At 68.1% G+C, this 19013-nt stretch carries 24 protein-coding genes and 1 pseudogene; 16 read left to right on the forward strand and 9 right to left on the reverse strand.

All coding sequences use genetic code 11. The annotated features are described in order from the left end of the window. Positions 1-22 precede the first annotated feature (22 nt). Positions 23-1333, reverse strand: coding sequence for a histidinol dehydrogenase (hisD, locus tag RLN94_RS17340; protein ID WP_350130677.1), 1311 nt, complete (start codon positions 1331-1333; stop codon positions 23-25). 134 nt (positions 1334-1467) lie between these two features. Then, complete coding sequence (locus RLN94_RS17345) at positions 1468-1905, reverse strand: low molecular weight protein-tyrosine-phosphatase (RefSeq protein ID WP_350130678.1); 438 nt, start codon at positions 1903-1905, stop codon at positions 1468-1470. Between the two features lie 28 nt (positions 1906-1933). Here RLN94_RS17345 and RLN94_RS17350 point away from each other — a divergent pair. Then, positions 1934-2620: pseudogene (locus tag RLN94_RS17350) on the forward strand (NAD-dependent deacylase); the annotation flags it as partial. A 267-nt stretch (positions 2621-2887) separates the two neighbouring features. Here the strand turns inward: RLN94_RS17350 and rpmB are convergent. Then, on the reverse strand, positions 2888-3178 hold the full coding sequence (gene rpmB, locus RLN94_RS17355) for a 50S ribosomal protein L28 (RefSeq protein WP_350130679.1): 291 nt from the start codon (positions 3176-3178) through the stop codon (positions 2888-2890). 220 nt (positions 3179-3398) lie between these two features. On the opposite strand from rpmB, the gene RLN94_RS17360 reads away from it, so the two are divergent. After that, positions 3399-3803 carry a (R)-mandelonitrile lyase gene (locus tag RLN94_RS17360; RefSeq protein ID WP_350130680.1) on the forward strand — a complete coding sequence of 135 codons (405 nt, stop codon included), beginning with the start codon at positions 3399-3401 and terminating at the stop codon, positions 3801-3803. Between the two features lie 144 nt (positions 3804-3947). On the opposite strand, the gene RLN94_RS17365 is transcribed toward RLN94_RS17360, so the two are convergent. After that, positions 3948-4922, reverse strand: coding sequence for a glutathione S-transferase family protein (locus tag RLN94_RS17365; RefSeq protein WP_350130681.1), 975 nt, complete (start codon positions 4920-4922; stop codon positions 3948-3950). 296 nt (positions 4923-5218) lie between these two features. Here RLN94_RS17365 and RLN94_RS17370 point away from each other — a divergent pair, with 296 nt between their 5' ends. The 9 genes from RLN94_RS17370 to RLN94_RS17410 all read left to right on the forward strand — a co-directional run bounded on the left by RLN94_RS17370 (position 5219) and on the right by RLN94_RS17410 (position 13037). Next, positions 5219-5467 (forward strand): DUF6732 family protein, encoded by a 249-nt coding sequence (locus RLN94_RS17370; RefSeq protein ID WP_350130682.1) that lies wholly within the window; start codon positions 5219-5221, stop codon positions 5465-5467. A gap of 5 nt (positions 5468-5472) precedes the next feature. Next, the gene (locus tag RLN94_RS17375) at positions 5473-6732 is read left to right on the forward strand and encodes a sirohydrochlorin chelatase (protein WP_350130683.1); all 1260 of its coding nucleotides are present in this window, start codon (positions 5473-5475) and stop codon (positions 6730-6732) included. A gap of 75 nt (positions 6733-6807) precedes the next feature. After that, complete coding sequence (locus RLN94_RS17380; RefSeq protein ID WP_350130760.1) at positions 6808-7446, forward strand: precorrin-8X methylmutase; 639 nt, start codon at positions 6808-6810, stop codon at positions 7444-7446. A 58-nt stretch (positions 7447-7504) separates the two neighbouring features. Further along, positions 7505-8707, forward strand: a complete 1203-nt coding sequence (cbiE, locus tag RLN94_RS17385) for a precorrin-6y C5,15-methyltransferase (decarboxylating) subunit CbiE (protein WP_350130761.1) — start codon at positions 7505-7507, stop codon at positions 8705-8707. A 97-nt stretch (positions 8708-8804) separates the two neighbouring features. Beyond that, a complete protein-coding gene (gene cobI / locus RLN94_RS17390; RefSeq protein WP_350130684.1) occupies positions 8805-9506 on the forward strand; it encodes a precorrin-2 C(20)-methyltransferase in 702 nt (233 codons plus the stop codon). Then, a complete protein-coding gene (gene cobJ, locus RLN94_RS17395; protein ID WP_350130685.1) occupies positions 9497-11305 on the forward strand; it encodes a precorrin-3B C(17)-methyltransferase in 1809 nt (602 codons plus the stop codon). The genes cobI and cobJ overlap by 10 nt, the downstream gene beginning before the upstream one ends. Then, positions 11302-11832, forward strand: a complete 531-nt coding sequence (locus RLN94_RS17400) for a DUF6882 domain-containing protein (RefSeq protein ID WP_350130686.1) — start codon at positions 11302-11304, stop codon at positions 11830-11832. Before cobJ ends, RLN94_RS17400 begins: the two co-directional genes overlap by 4 nt. Then, positions 11829-12596, forward strand: a complete 768-nt coding sequence (cobM, locus tag RLN94_RS17405) for a precorrin-4 C(11)-methyltransferase (RefSeq protein ID WP_350130687.1) — start codon at positions 11829-11831, stop codon at positions 12594-12596. Before RLN94_RS17400 ends, cobM begins: the two co-directional genes overlap by 4 nt. Before the next feature lie 90 nt (positions 12597-12686). Next, a complete protein-coding gene (locus tag RLN94_RS17410) occupies positions 12687-13037 on the forward strand; it encodes a hypothetical protein (protein WP_350130688.1) in 351 nt (116 codons plus the stop codon). Between the two features lie 9 nt (positions 13038-13046). Here RLN94_RS17410 and RLN94_RS17415 read toward each other — a convergent pair whose 3' ends face one another. Then, positions 13047-13580 carry a L,D-transpeptidase family protein gene (locus tag RLN94_RS17415; protein WP_350130689.1) on the reverse strand — a complete coding sequence of 178 codons (534 nt, stop codon included), beginning with the start codon at positions 13578-13580 and terminating at the stop codon, positions 13047-13049. Then, complete coding sequence (locus RLN94_RS17420) at positions 13577-14746, reverse strand: MalY/PatB family protein (RefSeq protein ID WP_350130690.1); 1170 nt, start codon at positions 14744-14746, stop codon at positions 13577-13579. Before RLN94_RS17420 ends, RLN94_RS17415 begins: the two co-directional genes overlap by 4 nt. A 99-nt stretch (positions 14747-14845) precedes the next feature. Between RLN94_RS17420 and def (RLN94_RS17425) the strand changes: the two genes are divergently transcribed. The 5 genes from def (RLN94_RS17425) (at position 14846) to RLN94_RS17445 (ending at position 17344) form a co-directional block, all read left to right on the forward strand. Further along, positions 14846-15364, forward strand: coding sequence for a peptide deformylase (gene def, locus RLN94_RS17425; RefSeq protein ID WP_350130691.1), 519 nt, complete (start codon positions 14846-14848; stop codon positions 15362-15364). After that, positions 15361-15855, forward strand: coding sequence for a peptide deformylase (def, locus tag RLN94_RS17430; protein WP_350130692.1), 495 nt, complete (start codon positions 15361-15363; stop codon positions 15853-15855). Before def (RLN94_RS17425) ends, def (RLN94_RS17430) begins: the two co-directional genes overlap by 4 nt. A gap of 78 nt (positions 15856-15933) precedes the next feature. Beyond that, the gene (gene fmt / locus RLN94_RS17435; protein ID WP_350130693.1) at positions 15934-16839 is read left to right on the forward strand and encodes a methionyl-tRNA formyltransferase; all 906 of its coding nucleotides are present in this window, start codon (positions 15934-15936) and stop codon (positions 16837-16839) included. A 13-nt stretch (positions 16840-16852) separates the two neighbouring features. Next, on the forward strand, positions 16853-17095 hold the full coding sequence (locus RLN94_RS17440; RefSeq protein WP_350130694.1) for a hypothetical protein: 243 nt from the start codon (positions 16853-16855) through the stop codon (positions 17093-17095). A 6-nt stretch (positions 17096-17101) separates the two neighbouring features. Continuing rightward, the gene (locus RLN94_RS17445; RefSeq protein WP_350130695.1) at positions 17102-17344 is read left to right on the forward strand and encodes a GlsB/YeaQ/YmgE family stress response membrane protein; all 243 of its coding nucleotides are present in this window, start codon (positions 17102-17104) and stop codon (positions 17342-17344) included. Positions 17345-17449: 105 nt separating this feature from the next. On the opposite strand, the gene rnhA is transcribed toward RLN94_RS17445, so the two are convergent. Genes rnhA through RLN94_RS17460 form a run of 3 tightly spaced genes read right to left on the reverse strand, consistent with a single transcriptional unit; the run spans position 17450 to position 18949 of the window. Continuing rightward, on the reverse strand, positions 17450-17911 hold the full coding sequence (gene rnhA, locus RLN94_RS17450; RefSeq protein WP_350130696.1) for a ribonuclease HI: 462 nt from the start codon (positions 17909-17911) through the stop codon (positions 17450-17452). Further along, positions 17904-18497: a class I SAM-dependent methyltransferase gene (locus tag RLN94_RS17455; protein WP_350130697.1), complete on the reverse strand. Its 594-nt coding sequence runs from the start codon at positions 18495-18497 to the stop codon at positions 17904-17906. The genes rnhA and RLN94_RS17455 overlap by 8 nt, the downstream gene beginning before the upstream one ends. Then, positions 18494-18949, reverse strand: coding sequence for a DUF3429 domain-containing protein (locus tag RLN94_RS17460; protein ID WP_350130698.1), 456 nt, complete (start codon positions 18947-18949; stop codon positions 18494-18496). Before RLN94_RS17460 ends, RLN94_RS17455 begins: the two co-directional genes overlap by 4 nt. Positions 18950-19013 lie beyond the last annotated feature (64 nt).

Genomic DNA, 19013 nt, shown 5'->3' on the forward strand with positions numbered 1-19013 from the left:
CGACGGTTCATCGTCTTGTGCCTTAGCCCGTTTCGCTTGCCGTGCGTTCCTGCACCCGGCTCGCCCCGGCGAGCCTGATGTCGGCGGTGCGGGCGTGGGCCTCCATCCCTTCGGCGCGGCTGATGGCGGCGGTGGCGGTGGCGAGTGCGGGGAGGGCATCGGGGCTGACTTCCTGCCAGGTGACGGTTTTCAGGAACTTGTGGACCGAGAGCCCGCCGGTATAGCGCGCGGCGCCCGAGGTGGGCAGAACGTGGTTGGGCCCGGCGGCCTTGTCGCCGAAGGCCACGGTGGTGGCCGCCCCGAGGAAGAGCGAGCCGTAGGCGCGGAGGCGGTCGCGCCACCAGGGCAAGTCGGCCGCCTGGACGTGGAGGTGTTCGGGCGCCTTTCGGTCGGCGTAGGCTGCCATCTCCTCGGCATCGGCGCAGAGGACGACCTCGCCGAAGTCGCGCCAGGCGGCGGTGGCGGCCTCGCGGTTGGCCGGGGGCAGGGTGGCGATGAGTTGGGGCACGCGCGACAGGACGGTGTCGGCCAGCGCCCGGTCGGTGGTGGCGAGCCAGGCGGGGGAAGTCGGCCCGTGCTCGGCCTGGCCCACGAGGTCGTTGGCGACGGTCTCGGGGTCGGCGGTGGCGTCGGCGAGGACGAGGATATCGGTGGGGCCGGCGAACATGTCGATGCCCACCGGGCCGAAGAGCTGGCGCTTGGCCTCGGCCACGTAGGCGTTGCCGGGGCCCACGAGGATATCGGCCGGGCGCCCGCCGAAGAGGCCGAAGGCCAGCGCCGCCACGCCCTGTACCCCGCCGAGGGTGAGGATGCGGGAGGCGCCGGCGAGCTGCATGGCGTAGAGCATGGGCGAGGGGATGCCGCCGGCCGCCGCGTTGGGCGGCGTGCAGGCGGTGATGTCGGGGACGCCAGCTTCGCGTGCGGTGGCGATGGTCATCAGCGCCGAGGCGATGTGGCTGTAGCGCCCGCCGGGCACGTAGCAGCCGGCCGAGCGGACGGGGATCTGTTTCTGGCCGGCGATCAGGCCGGGGCGGAGTTCGACCTGCATATCCTGCGCGGTTGCGCGCTGGGCGGCGGCGAAGCGGGAGATGTTGTCATGCGCCCAGCCGATGCTGTCCTTGAGGGGTTGCGGGGTCTCGGCGATGGCCTGTTCGATGCGCTCGGGGGAGGTGATGATCTCTCCCTCCCAGCCGTCGAGGCGGCGTGCGTAGTCCTGTGCCGCCCGGGCGCCGCCGGTGCGGAGGGTGGCCAGCATCTCGCGCACGGTGTCGGAGATGGCTTGCGTCGCCTGCGGCTGTTCGCCGGGGGCGGATTTGAGGGGGATTTCGGCCATGCGCGTCTCCTTCCCGCCATCAGTTGCGTGGTGGATGGCGTTGGGGCAAGGGGCTTGGCCGATCGGAGGCGGTGTTTTTCCGGCGGCTGAAACGGGGTTTCGGGTTTCCTGAAAAGAGCGGCGGGATGGCGCGCTCAGAGGCTGGCCTTGAGCCCGCGTGCCGCTTTTTCGATCAGGTCGAGCGCGCCGTCGAAATCGCGAGTGTAGTAGGGGTCGGGGACGTGGTCCATCCCGGCCTCGGGGGCGTAATCGGTGAAGAGGCGGAGGGGCGTGGTGTTGCCGGCGGGGCGGCGGGCCTCGATGTTTTCGATGTTGGAGGCGTCCATGGCGACGAGCAGGTCGAAGCGGGTGAAATCCTCGGGCGCGAGTTGCCGGGCGCGGAGGTCGGAGAGGTCGTAGCCGCGGGCGAGGGCGGCGCGCTGCATCTCGCCGTAGGGCGGCTCGCCCACGTGCCAGTCGCCGGTGCCGCAGCTGTCGGTCTCGACCTCGGGGGCGAGGGCGCGGAACACGCCTTCGGCGGTGGGCGAGCGGCAGATGTTGCCGAGGCAGACGAAGAGAATCCGGGTGGTCATGGGGTCAGTGATAGGGCAAGCAGGGGGCATGGAAAAGATCGTGATCCTGACGGGGGCCGGCATTTCCGCGGAAAGCGGGCTGGGCACGTTCCGCGACGAGGGCGGGATATGGACGCAATACGCGCTGGAGGACGTGGCGACGCCCGAGGGGTTCGCCCGCGATTCGGTGCTGGTGCATGATTTCTACAATGCGCGGCGGGCACAGGCGGCGGAGGCGGAGCCGAACCCGGCGCACAAGGCGCTGGCGCTGTTGGAGGCGGAGCACAAGGGCGAGGTGCTGATCGTGACGCAGAACGTGGACGGGCTGCACGAGAAGGCCGGGTGCCGCAATGTGCTGCACATGCATGGGCAGTTGGACCGGGCGCTGTGCGGGGGGTGCGGGCACCGGTGGGAGGCGCCGCTGGTGATGGCGGTGGAGGATGCGTGCCAGGCGTGCGGGGCAAGGGCCGTGCGGCCGGACGTGGTGTGGTTCGGGGAGATGCCCTATCACATGGACCGGATCGACCGGGAGCTGGCGGAGGCGGATATCTTTGCCGCGATCGGCACGTCGGGGCAGGTCTATCCGGCGGCGGCCTTCGGGCAGCTGGCGGGGGCCTACGGGGCGCGGACGGTGGAGCTGAACCTGGAGCGGTCGGCGGCGTCGGAGGATTTCAGCGAGCTGCGGCACGGGCCGGCGAGCCAGGTGGTGCCGGCCTGGGTGGAGGAGGTGCTGCGGGGTGAGGATCTGACGCGCGCGGAATCGCGGGCGAAGCCCGCCGCGCGAGCGCCTGCCCGTCCCCACGGGCTGGCGCTTTTGCGGACCTCACGCCACACTGGAATGTCGGATGTGCTTGGCCACCATAAAGTGCCAGTCACCAACGTAGGCAGCGCCACCCCACGGGCAGGCGCCCGCACGGCTTCGAGACCGGACATATGGACAAAAGAAAAGCCCCGCCGGGTTGGGCGGGGCCGTGCTTGAGCCGTCGTGAAGGGGGCAAACCCCTCAGGCGTTGGCCGCCTGGGCCTTCGCGATCTCTTTCTTCACCTTCAGCGCGGAGGCCGACAGCGTGTCGTCCTTGGCCTTGGCAAGAAACGCGTCCAGGCCGCCGCGATGGTCAACGCTGCGCAGGGCCGAGGCCGTAATCCGCAGCTTGATGCCGCGGCCCAGCGTTTCGGAATGCAGGGTCACATCGTTCAGGTTCGGCAGGTACCGGCGCTTGGTCTTGTTGTTGGCGTGGCTGGAGTTCATGCCAACCATCGGCTTCTTTCCGGTCAGTTCGCACACGCGCGACATGGGGTCATCCTCGTCTTGGGTCAGGGCGCGGTGTGGCCCCGTTCAATACAAACGGGCACCACCAATGGCGGCGCCCCGAAATCCGTTCGGGGTCTTTACGGCCAAAGACGGGGGGCGTCAAGGGATTCGGGCGGGGAATTTCGCCGGCGCGCGGCGGGGAGTTGAATGTGTCGGCCGGGCGCCTAGGGTGAGGGCGGAGCGCATCGGAAGGGAGACGCAGATGGATATCATGAGAGCCGAGGACCGGGAAAGCCGGCTGGCGAGTGCCGAGTATTTCACCGGCCGGGTCTGGCAGGACCCGGTGATCGAGGCGCCGGAGCCCGCGCGCGTCAGGGCGCTGAAGGTGACCTTCGAGCCGGGCGCGCGGACCGCGTGGCACACCCATCCGCTGGGCCAGACGATTCACGTGCTGTCGGGCGTGGGGCTGGTGGGCCTGCGCGGGCAGGCGCCGCGGGTGATCCGGCCGGGCGACACGGTGTGGTTCGCGCCGGGCGAGGAGCATTGGCACGGCGCGGCGCCCGACTCGATGATGTGCCACCTTGCCATGCAGGAGGCAGAGGAGGGACGGGTGGCCGACTGGCTGGAGCAGGTGAGCGACGCGGATTATGCGCGGGCGCCGGAGTAAGTTGGGGGCCGGTTCAAGGGGCGCTGCCCCACGTTGAAACCCTTGCGGGGTTTCAACGCTCCCCGGGATATTTCCGGCCAGAAGAAGCCGGGGCGTCCTGCTTCTTCTTGGGTCCAAATACTCAATCCGGCGGGTGCCGCCTGATCAGCCGCGGCCGTGGGGCGCGTCGAAGTCGGGGTTCGGATTGATCGGGACGATGCCGTAGGGGTTAATCGTGCGGTGGCTCATGTGGTAGTGGCGGGTAATGTGGTCGAAGTTCACCGTGTCCTTCACGCCGGGCCATTGGTAGAGCTCGCGCAGGTAGCCCCAGAGGTTGGGGAAATCCATGATCCGGTTGCGGTTGCACTTGAAGTGCGTGTGGTAGACGAGGTCGAAGCGGACGAGCGTGGTGAAGAGGCGCCAGTCGGCCTCGGTGATGGTTTCTCCCATCAGGTAGCGGTTCTCTGACAGGCGGTTCTCGAGCCAGTCGAGGCTGTCGAAAAGCGGATGGACGGCCTCGTCATAGGCCTCCTGCGAGGTGGCGAAGCCGGCCTTGTAGACGCCGTTGTTGACGGTGTCGTAGATGCGGTCGTTCACCGGTTCGATATCGTCGCGGAGCGCTTCGGGCCAGTAATCGTCGGTATTGCCGGTGATCTCGTCGAAGGCGGAATTGAACATCCGGATGATCTCGGCGCTTTCGTTGGAGACGATGGTCTCGCGCTCGGTGTCCCAGAGCACGGGCACGGTGACGCGGCCGGAGATCTGCGGGTCGGCCTTGAGGTAGAGCTCGCGCAGGTAGGGCAGGCCGTAGAGCCTGTCGCCGGTGGCGCCGGGGTAGTCGTCTCTCAGTTCCCAGCCTTCCGAGAGCATGTCGGGGTGGACGACGGAGACGCCGATATGGTCCTCGAGCCCCTTCAGCTTGTGGAACACAAGCGTGCGGTGGGCCCACGGGCAGGCGTAGGAGACGTAGAGGTGGTAGCGGCCCGAGGCGGCGGGGAAGCCGCCCTCGCCCGAGGGGCCGGCGGAGCCGTCGGCCGTGATCCAGTTGCGGAACTTGGTTTCCGAGCGGACGAACTTACCGCCCGTCTTGTCGGTGTCGTAGCCCTTGTCTTTCCATTCGCCGTCGACGAGCAAACCCATGGGATCCTCCTTTGGTTAGGCAACGAGGTAGGCCGGTGCGGGTTCCCTGCACAGGGCGCGAGGCGCGCAGCGGCCGTGCGCGGCTGCACATGTCGTATCCGGCGCGGGGCGTGCCGATTCTTGGTTTGCAAGGGCCGCGCCCGGCGCCTATAGAGGCGGGAAGACGATGCCCGGAGATCGGGCCGGAAAGGTGTGTGAAGGGCGGCCGACCCAAACCGGGGGCCAAGGCTTCATGTCGTCAGTGCTCTCCTTTTCGACCGGGCCGGCAAGTGACGTTTGAACAAGGGAGACGCCGCATGAGAATTTCCAGTTTCATGGCCACCAGCGTGGCCGCCCTGATGGCCGGGGCCGCCGCCGAGGCGCATCCGGGGCACCTGGCCGAGGCGGCCGGGCACCATCACTGGCTGGGCGCCGCCGCGGTCGGGGCCGCCATTGCCATCGGGCTGTGGGCCGCGCTGAAGCGGCGGAAGCCGGAAGAGGCGGCCGAGGCCGCCGAGGATGCCGACGACGAGGACGCCGCCGACGCCGAGCCGCGGGAGGCGTGAACCGGATGGTCAAGACCGGGGTGATGATCTGCGGCCACGGCTCGCGCAGCCAGTCGGCGGTGGACGAGTTCGCGACGCTGGCCGAGAAGCTGCCGCCGCTTCTGCCGGCGGAGTGGGAGATGGAATACGGCTATCTCGAGTTCGCCAACCCGGTGATCCGCGACGGGCTGGACCGGTTGCGGGAAAAGGGGTGCGAGCGCATCCTGGCGGTGCCGGGGATGCTGTTCGCGGCGATGCATTCGAAGAACGACATTCCGACGGTGCTGAATACCTATGCCGCCAAGCACGGGATCGAGGTGAGCTATGGCCGCGAGCTTGGGGTCGACCCGAAGATGGTGGCGGCCGCCGGGGCGCGGGTGCGCGAGGCGCTGGAGCGCGCCGATGCCGAGCATGGCGCGGTGAGCCGGCATGACACCTGTCTCGTGGTGATCGGGCGTGGCGCGTCGGACCCGGATGCCAATGCCAACGTGTCGAAGATTGCGCGGCTGTTGCAGGAAGGCATGGGCTTCGGCTGGTGCGAGGTGGGCTATTCGGGCGTCACCTTCCCGCTGGTGGAGCCGTGCCTGCAGCACGTGGTGAAGCTTGGCTACAAGCGGGTCGTGGTGTTTCCGTATTTCCTGTTCTCGGGGATCCTGATCGACCGGATCTATGGCTTCACCGACCAGGTGGCGGGGGAGTATCCCGGCACGCAGTTCGTGAAGGCGGGGTACCTGGGCGATCATCCGCAGGTGCTGGAGACATTCGCCGAGCGGGTGCGGGAGCAGGTGGGCGCGGTGCCGCCGCCCAATTGCGGGACATGCCCCTACAGGACACAGGTTCTGGCGCTGGAAGGCGAGGAGGTCGTGGAGATCTCGGCCGAGGAGCGGCGGGGGCATCCGGCGTTCAGCGACACGCCGCCGCCGACCTGCGTGATGTGCAAGTATCGCACCGCCGTGCTGGGTTTCGAGGCCGAGGTGGGGGCGGTGCAGGAGAGCCATCACCACCATGTCGAGGGGCAGGGGGCGTCGGCGCCGGGGTCGAACGTGGAGGATTGCCAGCTGTGCAGCACGTTCTGCACCGGGCTGTGCCGGCTGGACATGGCGGGGCATCATCACCATCACCACCACCATGATCACCACCATGACCATGGGCATGATCACCATCACCACCACGATCATAACCATCCCCACGATCACGGGCACGATCATCACCACCACCACCACGCCCCCTATCCGCATGCCGACCACCCGCTGGGGCTGGAGAGTGCGCGGAAGGCCAAGGCCTGAGGCGGGCGGTTCGTTCGTTTGAGAGATGCGTTGCCGGAGCGGTGTCCGGTGTTCGAGAGAGCCGAGGCCAGACCAGTGCGCCCATACGAGAAGAACCCGCAGGCGATTTACGCCGAGAGTTTCGCGACCGTCCGCAAGGAGGCGCGGCTGGAGCGGTTCGGGCCGGGGATGGAGGCCTTGGCGATCCGGCTGATCCATGCCTGCGGCATGGTCGAGGTGGCGGATCGGCTGGCGTTTTCGGACGGGGCCTACGAGGCAGGGCAGGCGGCTTTGCAGGCGGGCAAGCCGGTGCTTTGCGATTGCGAGATGGTGGGGGCGGGGATCATCCGGCGGTATTTGCCGCGCGACAACGAGGTGATCGTGACGCTGAACGATCCGAAGGTGCCGGGGATTGCGGCGGGGATCGGGAACACGCGCTCGGCGGCGGCGGTGGAGCTGTGGGCCGAGCGGCTGGAGGGGGCCGTGGTGGCGGTGGGGAACGCGCCGACGGCGTTGTTTCATCTGCTGGAGCTGATCGACGAGGGGGCGCCGAAGCCGGCGGTGATCCTTGGCTTTCCGGTGGGGTTCGTCGGGGCGGCGGAGTCGAAGGCGGAGCTGGCGGGCAATCCGCGGGGGTGTGAATTCGTGGCGCTGCGCGGGCGGCGGGGCGGGTCGGCGATGGCCTCGGCGGCGGTGAATGCACTGGCGGCGGGGATACCGGAGGGGCGCGCGTGATGGCGCGGCTCGTCGCGCCCTTGCAGGCGCGCCTCGCGGTGGAAATGGGAGAATGAGCATGGCGGAGCCGTGGCTGCATATCGTCGGGATCGGCGAGGACGGGATGGACGGGTTGCTTCCGGCGACGCGGGCCGTTGTCGAGGCGGCGGAGGTGATCGTCGGCGGCGACCGGCATCACAGGCTGTCGGAGGCGGTGACGGCGGAGCGGGTGGCGTGGCCGAGCCCGTTCGATGCGCTGATTGATCTGCTGCTGTCCTTCAAGGGGCGGCGGGTGGTGGTGCTGGCGACGGGGGATCCGTTGTGGTTCTCGGTCGGCGCACGGATCGGGCGGGCGATTGATCCCTCCGAGATCACCTATCATCCGCAGGTCTCGGCGTTTCAGCTGGCCTCGGCCCGGATGGGGTGGAGCCTGGCGGATGTGGAGACGCTGACGGTGCATGGGCGGCCCGTGGAGCAGATGATCGCCTTTATCCAGCCGCAGGCGCGACTGCTGATCCTGACCACCGGGGCGGAGACGCCGGCGAAGATCGCCGCCTTCCTGACCGAGCGGGGGTTCGGCAAGTCGCGGATGACCGTGCTGGCGGCGATGGGCGGCAAGGATGAGCGGCGGTTCGACGGGGTGGCGGAGAGCTGGGCGCATGAGGTGCCGGCCTTCAACACGCTGGCGGTGGACTGCGTGGCGGCGCCGGATGCGGCGCTGTTGCCGCGGGTGCCGGGGCTGGCGGGTGCGCTCTTCGAGCATGACGGGACGATGACCAAGCAGGAGGTGCGGTCGGTGACGCTGTCGAAGCTCATGCCGATGCGGGGGGCGCTCTTGTGGGATATCGGGACCGGGTGCGGGTCTGTCGCGGTGGAATGGATGCGCGGGGCTCGCTATGCGCGGGCCATCGGCATCGAGCCAAGGGCGGACCGGCGGGCGATGGCGGCGGCGAACGCGCTGGCGCTGGGCGTGCCGAAGCTGGAGCTGATCGACGGGCGGGTGCCGGAGGCCCTGGAGGGGCTGGAGGCGCCGGATGCGGTGTTCATCGGCGGGGGGTTGAGCCGCGAGGTGTTCGAGGCGGCGTGGGATGCGTTGCGGCCATTGGGGCGGCTGGTGTGCAACGCGGTGACGCTGGAGAGCGAGGCGTTGTTGCTGGAATTGCACAAGGAGTTTGGCGGGGAGCTGGTGAAGATCGGCGTGGCAAGGGCGGAGCCTGTGGGCAGGTTGACGGGGTGGCGGCCGTTGATGCCGGTGACGCAGTGGAGCCTGGTGAAGCGGTGATGATGGAGCATCTTCTTCAGCTGGAGGCGATTGGCGAGAGTGCGGGATGCCTCCGGCGGGGATATTTGGGGCCAGAAGAAGCTGCGGGGGGCACTTCGTGAGCGGCGTTTTGTACGGGGTCGGGCTGGGGCCGGGGGATCCGGAGTTGATGACGATGCGGGCGCATCGGTTGATTTCGGGGGCCAGAGTCGTGGCCTATCCGGCCCTGGCAGGGGCGGAGAGTTTTGCGAGGTCGATCGCGGCGGGGGCGATGTCGCCGGGCGTGCGGGAGATCGTGATGGACGTGCCGATGACCACCGAGCGGGGGCCGGCGCAGGCGGCGTATGATGTCGGGGCCGAGGAGATTGCGGCGGTGCTGGAGGCGGGGGAGGACGTGGTTTGCCTCTGCGAGGGGGACCCATTTTTCTATGGCTCGTTCATGTATCTGTTTGCCCGGCTTTCCAAACGGTTCGAGGTGGAGGTGGTGCCGGGGGTGACGTCTGTGACCGCCTGTGCGGCGAGGGCGGGGATGCCGCTGGCGGCACGGAACGAGCGGGTGACGGTGTTGCCGGGGCCCTTGCCCGAGGAGGAGTTGCGGGCGCGCATTGAAGGGGCGGAGAGCGTGGTGATCATGAAGGTGGGGCGGCACCTGCCGAAGATCCGGGGGGTGATCGAGGCCCTCGGGTATGGCGGGCAGGCGGTTTACGTGGAGCGTGCGAGCCTGCCGGGCGAGGTGGTTTGCCCCTTGGCGGAGGCGCCGGAGAAGGCGCCGTATTTTTCGATGATTTTGCTGACGAAAGGGGCCGATCCATGGCTGTGACTCCGGTAGTTCTGGCGCTGAGCCGGTCGGGAGAGGGTGTGGCGCATCGCGTGGCGGAGTTGCTGGGCGCGCAGGTGCATGGGCGCGAGGGGCGTGTTGGCAAGGCGGATGCGTTTTTCGGCAATGCGCTGGATCATGCGCGGGACCTGTTCGCGGCGGGGGTACCCGTGGTGGGGGTCTGTGCCAGTGGCATCCTGATCCGGGCGGTGGCGCCGATGTTGTCGGACAAGCGGGTGGAGCCGCCGGTGGTGTCGGTGTCGGATGACGGGGGTGTCGTGGTGCCGCTGTTGGGTGGGCACCGGGGGGCGAACCGGCTGGCGGCGGAGATTGCCGAGGGGCTGGGCGGTATCGCGGCGGTGACGACGGCCGGCGACGTGGCGATGGGCGTGGCGCTGGATGCGCCGCCTGCCAGGTATCGGCTGGCCAATCCGGGCGATGCGAAGGACGCGATGGCGGCGATGCTGTCGGGCGAGGGCGTGTCGGTTGTCGGCGAGAATATCTTTGGTGTCGAGGATGATGGCGGGGCTGTGGAGCTTGTTGTCAGCGAGGCGCCTGTCGAGGGGGACGCGCGGCGGCTGGTCTATCATCCGCAGCGGCATGTTGTCGGCGTGGGCTGTGCGCGGAATGCCGATCCGGAAGAGCTTTGGGATCTGGTCGGGGCGGCCTTGACGGAGGCCGGGATCGCGCCGGGGGCGGTGGCCTGCGTTGCGACGATTGATTTGAAGGCGGACGAGCCGGCGATGAACGAGGTGGCGCGTCGGCTGGGGGTGCCGTTGCGGTTGTTCACGGCGGCGGAGCTGGAGGCGGAGAGGCCGAAGCTGGCGAATCCTTCGGAGGTGGTGTTTGCCGAGGTGGGGTGTCACGGCGTTTCCGAAGGGGCGGCGCTGGCCTGTGGCGGGGCGCTGGTTGTCGAGAAGCGGAAGACGGCGAATGCGACCTGTGCGGTGGGGCGGTGTGACGTGCCGCTGACCGAGATGCCGGGGCGGGCGCGCGGGCGCCTGTCGGTCGTGGGGATCGGGCCGGGGCAGGCGACGTGGCGGACGCCGGAGGTTTCCAAGTTGATTGCCGAGGCGGATGAGCTGGTGGGCTATGGTTTGTATATCGACCTGCTGGGGCCGCTGGCGGCGGGCAAGGAGCGGTCGGATTTCCCGCTGGGGGGCGAAGAGGCGCGGTGCCGTTATGCGCTGGAGCAGGCGGGGCATGGGAAGAATGTCGCGCTGGTGTGCTCGGGCGATGCCGGGATTTATGCCATGGGGGCGCTGGTGTTCGAGTTGCTGGATCGGGACGAAGCGGCGCAGGGGGTGAGCGATGCGGCGCGGCGGGTCGAGGTGGTGTGCTCGCCCGGGGTGAGTGCGTTGCAGGGCGCGGCGGCACGTGCCGGGGCGCCGCTGGGGCATGATTTCTGTACGATCTCGCTCAGTGATCTTTTGACGCCGCGGGACGATATCATCCGGCGATTGCACGCGGCGGCGGAGGGGGATTTCGTGATCGCCTTCTACAACCCGGTGAGCAAGACGCGGCGGACGTTGCTGGCGGAGGCGCGGGAGATCCTGCTTAAGCATCGGCCGGGGGAGACGCCGGTGATGCTGGCCACCTCGCTGGGGCGGGCGGAGGAGCATGTGCGCTATCGGCGGCTGGATGAGCTGGAGGTGGACGAGGTGGATATGCTGACCGTGGTGCTGGTGGGGTCGAGCAATTCGCGGCTGGCCATGCTGGGCGAGGGGCCGAGGATGTTCACGCCGCGGGGCTATGCGCGGAAGATCGACGGGGATCTGGCGAAGAAGGAGGGCACGGGATGAACGGGATCCTGCTGGAATTTGCCGGGCGCATGTCGGATGCCGGGGCGACGCAATTGCCGGAGAGTTTCAGGCAGATGGCGGTGAATGCGCGGTTCTTTCTGGAGACGCGGATGGCCGGATCGGAGTTTGCCAGGCGGCTGGAGGAGGCCAGCGATTTCCGGGTGAACCAGAAGAAGGGGCGGATTGTCTGGAGCTTCGACGGGGCGCCGGAGGTGGCGGCGGATGCGCAGGTGATCGGGACCTATTCGGACGATGGCAGCTTCATGTGGGGCTGGGGGCATCCGGATGTGGTGGAGCCGATGCAGCAGGCGGCCTGGGCGGTACAGCAGCTGGGCGAGCGGCAGCAGATCGAGGAGTTGCTGACGCGGGGCGGGCCGACGGAAGACGAGCGGCTGAAGGATTACATGGCGATCTGCGCCTATGTCTCGGACGCCGATGGCGTCTTCATGGGCGCGCATGGCGGCGGCGGCAGGGTGTGCATCTGTTACTATCTGAACGATCAGTTGAAGGGGCTTCTGGGACAATGACGGTTTATTTCATCGGGGCCGGGCCGGGCGACCCGGAGTTGCTGACCAAGAAGGCGGAGCGGGTGATCGGGGAATGCCCGGTGTGCCTTTATGCCGGGAGCCTCGTGCCGGCAGAGGTGGTGGCCTGTGCGCCGGAGGGGGCGCGGGTGATGGACACCGCGTCGATGACGCTGGACGAGACGCACGCCGAGATCGTGGCGGCGCATCGGCGGGGCGAGGATGTGGCAAGGGTGCATTCGGGCGATCCGTCGCTTTACGGAGCGATTGCCGAGCAGGTGCGGAGGCTGCGCAAGGACGGGATCGATTACCAGATCATTCCGGGTGTGCCGGCCTATGCGGCGGCGGCGGCCGCGCTGGGGCAGGAGCTGACGGTGCCGGAAGTGGGGCAGTCGATCGTGCTGACGCGGGTGAGCATGAAATCGACGTCGATGCCCGAGGGCGAGACGCTGGAGAATTTCGCGCGCACACGGACGACGCTGGCGATTCATCTGGGCGTGCGGGCGCTGCGGGAGATCGAGCGGGTGCTGGTGCCCTATTACGGGGCGGATTGCCCGGTGGTTGTGGCCTATCGCGTGGGCTGGCCCGACCAGATGTTCATTCGCGGGACGCTGTCGGACATTCGCAAGAAGGTGCGGGACGAGAAGATCACGCGCACGGCGCTGATCCTCGTGGGGCCGGTTCTGGGCGAGATTTCGGATTTCAAGGACAGCGCGCTGTACGACCCGGCGATCCCGCATGTGCTGAGGCCGAAAGCGACAGTTTGATGAAGAATCCCGGATACCGCTGAAATATCTTTTGAGAATCGGCGGTTACGATTTACATGATGACTCGGTAATTTCGCGTTGGGGTGCATCATGACAACCTATCTGCCGCCGGAGGTTCAGCAGGGGCTCGACGAGGCCCGCAAACGGGCGCTGAAGAAGAGCCAGCGGCTGCGGGTGCAGGCGGGGGAGGAGACCTTCCGCGTGCTGGAGGCCTGGGACGAGGGCTTCGCGCTGGAACTGTCGGTGGCCGATCACCTGCGGGGGATGGTCGACCTTTACGATGGCGAGCGGCTGTTGTCGCAATGCCTGATCGTGGCGTCCGAGGAGGAGGGCGACCGGATGCGGTTCGAGTACAAGCGCATGACCGAGGCGACGGGCGAACAGCCGGTGGATTTCGAGAAGCCGGAAAATGCGCCGGTGGCGCTGATCGCGAAGGACTGACCGCAAAGGTCAGGGGCGGATCACCACCTCGGTTCCGATGGGCGTGATGCGCCAGAGTTCCTCTATGACATTATCGGCGACGGCGATGCAGCCGGCTGTCCAGTCGCCCGGCAGGGTGCGCAGGCCTTTGACGGCGTTGGGCTGGCCGTGGATGAAGATGTCGCCGCCGGGGGAGACGCCGTTGGCGCGGGCCTGGGCCACGTGCTGTGGCTGGGGATAGTCGATGCCGAGGGAGAGGTTGAACTTGCTGTTGGGGTTGCGGCGGTCGATGCGGAAAGTGCCCTCGGGCGTGCGGCCGTCGCCCTGCTGGGTCTTGGGGCCTTCGGGAGAGCGGCCGAGGCCGATGGGGTAGGTTCGGAGCGCCTCGCCGCCCTTGAAGACCGTCAGCAGGCGCTGGCCCTTGTCGATCTCGATCCGGTCGATCTGTTCGGTGAGCGGCGGCAGGGGTGGCGCGGGCGGTGGCGGGGCAAGGCGCTGCCACAGGATGACGCCGCCGGCGATGAGCGCGGCCAGCGCCGCCGCCCGCAGCGCGAGCCGGATCATTGCAGGTCGGAGAACGCGTCTTGCAGGCGCGAGACGGCCTCCTCCACGCGGGCGCGTTGTGTGCCGAGGTTGAAGCGCAGGAAGGTCTCGCCGCCGGTGCCGAAGCCGCCGACCGAAGGCGCGAGGCGGGCATCGTCATGGACCCGGGCGAGCACGTCCTCCATCGCGAGGCCGGTATTGGCGAAGTCGACCCATGCGAGGTAGGTGGATTGCATCGGCATCGGCACGGCGCCGGGGATCTGCGCCACGCCGTCGTTGAAGAGCGTGGCGTTGCCGGCGATGTAGGGGACCAGTTCATCGACCCATTCGGCGCCGCGCGGCGTGTAGGCGGCGGCGGTGAGTTCGACGCCCAGCAGGTTGGGCTGGGTCTGGTGGACGAGCAGCGCGCGGCGGAAAGTCTTGCGTTTTTCCGCGTCGGGGATGGTCACCGCGGCCTGTCGGGCGCCGGCGATGTTGAAGGTTTTCGACGCGGCGGTGAGCACGATGGTGCGATGGGCCGCCTCGGGCGCGGCGACCATGAAAGGGGTGTAGCCGTGGCCGGGGAAGGTGAGATCGTGGTGGATCTCGTCGGAGATCATCAGCAGGTCGTGACGCTCGCAGAGTTGGGCCAACTGTTGCAGCTCTTCCGTGGTCCAGATGCGGCCCGCCGGGTTGTGGGGGGAGGATATGAGGATGGCCTTTTCCTTGCCCGTCAGGCCGGCTTCGAGCGCGTCGAGATCCATGTGGTAGATCCCGTCGCGGATGACCAGCGGCGACTCGTGCACCACGCGGCCGGAATTGCTGATCTTGTTGGTGAATTCGTGGTAGACCGGGGTGAAGATGATCACCTCGTCGCCCGGATCGGTGAAGGTTTCCAGCAGCAGGGCAATGGCATGGCCGAGGCCCAGCGTGCTGGACATCCAGTCGGGGTCGACGGACCATCCGTGGCGCTCTTTCATCCACCAGGCGGCGGCCTCGATCGCCTTGGCGTCGGAGGCGAAATAGCCGTAATTGGCCTTGTCCAGCAGGCCCTGCACCGCCTCCTGCAGCACGGGGGCGGCGGCGAAGTCCATGTCGGCCACCCACATCGCGATCCCGTCCGCGGGGGAGACGCCGGCATAGGCCTCCATCCTGTCCCACTTGGTGGCGTTGGTGCCGCGGCGGTCGATGGGGTCGTCGAAATTCATGGGGCCTCCGGTTTCCGGTCCGTCGCGGCAAGCTAGCGCACTGAAGCCCGAGTGCAAGAGGCGTTGCGCCTCGTGCGGGCATCGCCTACATGAAGCTGCATGAAACGGCCCATTCTCATCCATCCCGACCCGCGCCTGAAGAAGGTGTGCGACCCGGTGAGCGACGTCTCGGACGAGCTGCGCGCGCTGGCCGAGGACATGCTGGAAACCATGTATGACGCGCCGGGCATCGGGCTGGCCGCGCCGCAGGTGGGCGTGATGAGCCGCCTGCTGGTGATGGATTGCATCAAGGACGAGAACGAGACGCCGCGGCCGATGGTGCTGATCAATCCCGAGATCGTGGCCAGTTCGGACGAGACCAATGTCTACGAGGAGGGCTGTCTGTCGATCCCCGAGCAGTTCGCCGAGGTGACGCGGCCCAAGCTGGTGGACGTGCGCTGGATCGACCTTGACGGGAAGGAACAGCAGGAGACGTTCGACGGGCTGTGGGCGACCTGTGTGCAGCACGAGATCGACCATCTGAACGGCAAGCTGTTCATCGATTACCTCGGGCCGATGAAGCGGCAGATGATCACCCGCCGGATGCAGAAGCTGAAGCGGGAAAAGGCGCGGGCGTGAGCGTTCGGCGCTGCCTGCCATGGCCTGACGGGCGGTTGCGGCGCAAGGCCGAGCCGGTCGACGAGATTACCGACGACATCCGCGCCACCTGGGACGACATGATCGACACGATGGAGGCGATGCCGGGCGTTGGGCTGGCGGCCACGCAGATCGGCGTGATGCTGCGGCTGGCGGTGGTGGATGCCAGCGCCGAGCGGGGGAAGGCCGTGCGGATGGCGAATCCGGAAGTGCTGCATGCCAGTATCGAACTGCGCGAGCACGAGGAGGCGAGCCCGAACCTGCCGGGCGTGTCGGCCAAGGTGAAGCGGCCCCGGGCGGTGACGGTCAGGTTCCTGAACGCGGCCGGAGAGGTGGAGGAGCGTGATTTCGTCGGGCTCTGGGCGACCTCGGTGCAGCACCAGATCGATCATCTGAACGGGCGGCTCTATTTCGACCGGCTGGGCAAGGTGAAGCGGGACATGCTGTTGCGGAAGGCGAAGAAGGCCGGGTAAGGCGGGTGGTGGTGAGAGGTGGGTTGGCACCCACCCGACGGGCCGTAACCGTTTGACGGCGAAGGAAAGGGGACACCGATGCGCGTGGTTTTCATGGGAACGCCCGATTTCTCGGTGCCGGTGCTGGAGGCGCTGGTGGAGGCCGGGCACGAGGTGGCGGCCGTCTATTGCCAGCCGCCGCGCCCCGCGGGCCGGGGCAAGAAGGATCGCCCGACGCCGGTGCATGCCAGGGCCGAGGCGCTGGGGCTGGAGGTGCGGCATCCGGAGAGGCTGAAGGGCGAGGCGGAGCAGGCGGAATTCGCGGCATTACAGGCGGATGTGGCGGTGGTGGTGGCCTATGGGCTGATCCTGCCGCAGGCGGTGCTGGATATGCCGAAGCACGGGTGCCTGAACATCCACGCCTCGCTTCTGCCGCGCTGGCGCGGGGCGGCGCCCATTCACCGGGCGATCATGGCGGGCGATTCCGAAACCGGTGTTTGTATCATGCAGATGGAGGCGGGGCTCGATACAGGGCCGGTGCTTCTGCGGCAGGCGACGCCGATCAAGGCGGAGGACACGACCGGGTCTTTGCATGATCGGCTGTCGGCCATGGGCGCGGCGCTGATCGTCGAGGCGCTGGCGCGGCTGGAGGAGCTGAAGCCGGAGGCGCAGCCCGAGGCCGGCGTGAATTATGCAGACAAGATCGACAAGGCCGAGGCGCGGGTGGATTGGGCCGCGCCCGCGGCGGAGGTCGATGGCAAGATCAGGGGGCTGTCGCCCTTCCCCGGCGCGTGGATCGAGTTGGAGGGGCAGCGGATCAAGCTGCTGGCCACGCGCGTGGTCGATGGCGGCGGCGCGCCGGGCGAGGTGTTGGACGATGCGCTGACCGTGGCCTGTGGCGAGGGCGCGGTGCAGGTTTTGCGCTTGCAGCGGGCGGGCCGGGGGCCGCAGGATGCGGAAGAGTTCCTGCGCGGCACGAAGCTTCCGCGCGGCACGCGGTTGTAGAGAGGGGGCGCGCATGTTCCTGCAGCTTTTCGGCACGGTCGTGATCGCCGGGATCGTGGGTTATGTCAGCGAAAAGTCGGGCTTCACGCGGAACGGATACCTGCCGTCGATCATTATCTGCATGGGCGGGGCGTTCCTGTTCTATTTCGTCCGGATTATGTTCGGGCTGCGGTTCGGTGCGCCGGGGGTGGATGCGATCATCTCGTCCATCGGCGCGCTGATTATCGTGCCGACGCATTGGCGCAAGGGGAGGTAAGCGGCGATGAACATCATCTTTCTCGTCATCGTCGGCGCGGTCGCCGGGTACCTGGCGACGCGGATCATGCGGGTCGAGGCGGGTCTTCTGCCCACGATCGGCATCGGCATCGCGGGCGCGCTGATCGGCGGACTGGTGCTGCAGCTTGCGCTGGCGGTGCTGGGCATCTTGGCCGGGCTGATCGGGGCCGTGCTGGGGGCGTTGCTGCTGATCTGGCTCTACCGGACCTACTGGGTGCGCCGGCGGTAGGCCGGGCGCGCCCCTGCAGTTTCATTGTTCCAGAAATACTCAATGCGCTGCGCCTGCGTCTGGGCGTAGCGATTTGAGTATTTGGAGAACAGTGAAATCCCGGGTTCAGCCTTTGGCCGGCTTGAAGGGTTTCATGCCGGCGCGGGCCAGGGCGTCGGCGCGTTCGTTCTCGGGGTGGCCGGCGTGGCCCTTGACCCATTCCCAGGTGACTTTGTGGCGCGCCTGGGCGGCGTCGAGGCGTTGCCAGAGTTCGGCGTTCTTCACCGGCTTCTTCGCGGCGGTTTTCCAGCCGTTCTTCTTCCATCCGAAGATCCAGCCGGTGACGCCGTTCTTCACGTAGGCCGAGTCGGTGACGATGGTGATGGGGGAGGGGGATTTGAGCGCCTCGAGCGCGTGGATCGCGGCGAGGAGTTCCATGCGGTTGTTGGTGGTCTCTGCCTCGCCGCCCTTCAACTCGCGTTCCCTGACGACGGTGTCGCCATCCATCGCCTGAAGCAGCACGCCCCAGCCGCCCGGGCCGGGATTGCCGGAGCAGGCCCCGTCGGTATAGGCGAAGAGCTCAGCCATGGGCGGCGATCGTGATCCAGGGGTCCATCGTGCCGGCAAGGCCCTTGTCGGTGCCGGTGTGCGAGGAGAAGGGGGTGAAGCCCGCGTCGGTGAGCAGCGTGTGCAGTTCCGCGGCGGTGTAGTAGGTGTAGTGGCGGCCGAGCGCGTCGCGATGCGCGCCTTCCCCGGTTTTCATGCCGATATGGAAGAGCCCGCCGGGCTTGAGCGCGCGGCGCAGGGCGGCGAGGTGGCGGGGCATGTCGGCGCGCGGGGCGTGGAGGAGGGAGAAGTGCGCCCAGATGCCGTCATAGGCGTCGGTTTCGGTGATGTCGTCGAAGCTGGCCACCCGGGCGGTGACGCCGGCGATGTGGCTGGCAAGCTCGACCATCTCCGGCGAGGCGTCGGTGGCGGTGACGGTCAGCCCCGCCCCGGCCATCTGCGCCGCCGCCCAGCCCGGCCCGCAGCCGAGGTCGAGCGCGTGGGCGCCCGAGGGCAGGGCGCCGATGAAGGCGGTGAGCTGGGGGTCGTCGGCGTGGTCTTCCGTGGTGCGGACGTAGTCGTCGCGCTTGGCGGCGTAGACGTCGAGGGTTTGCTTGTCGGCGGTCATGAGAAGATCACTCCGATCGCGAGGCATGTGACGACGACGATGGTGAGCAGGAGGCGGAGTTGCATCCACCATTCGGGCGCCGCCCCCAGCCGCCAGAAATGCCAGTCGAGGCCGAGGATGGCGATGAAGCCCGCGATGAGGGAGAGGCCGGCGGAGGCGACGCCGCCGCCGGTGGTAAAGAAGGCCCAGAGCGCGGGCAGGACCGAGAGGATGTAGCCGGTGGTGGCGCGGGGTCCGTCGAGCCGCGTGGCGAAGCCCCAGAGCACGCCGGACATGAAGGCGAGGATTATGGCGCCGTAGAACAGCATGACATAGGCCCCGGCGAAGCGGGGGCCGAGCATGCGCGCGCCCCATTCCGCGAGCCCCGGCTGGAGCACGGTGAGCACGCTCCAGACGAAGGGGGCGAGGCCGGCGAAGCCGAGCAGGAGGGGCGTGCGGGGGATGTCGGTCAAGGGGGTATCCGGGCCGTGGCGTGCTGGGCAGGGTGTAAGGCGCGGGCGGGGCGGGTTCAAGGGG

The sequence above is a fragment of the Roseovarius sp. genome (genome assembly GCF_040223625.1).
Lineage (GTDB): Bacteria > Pseudomonadota > Alphaproteobacteria > Rhodobacterales > Rhodobacteraceae > Roseovarius.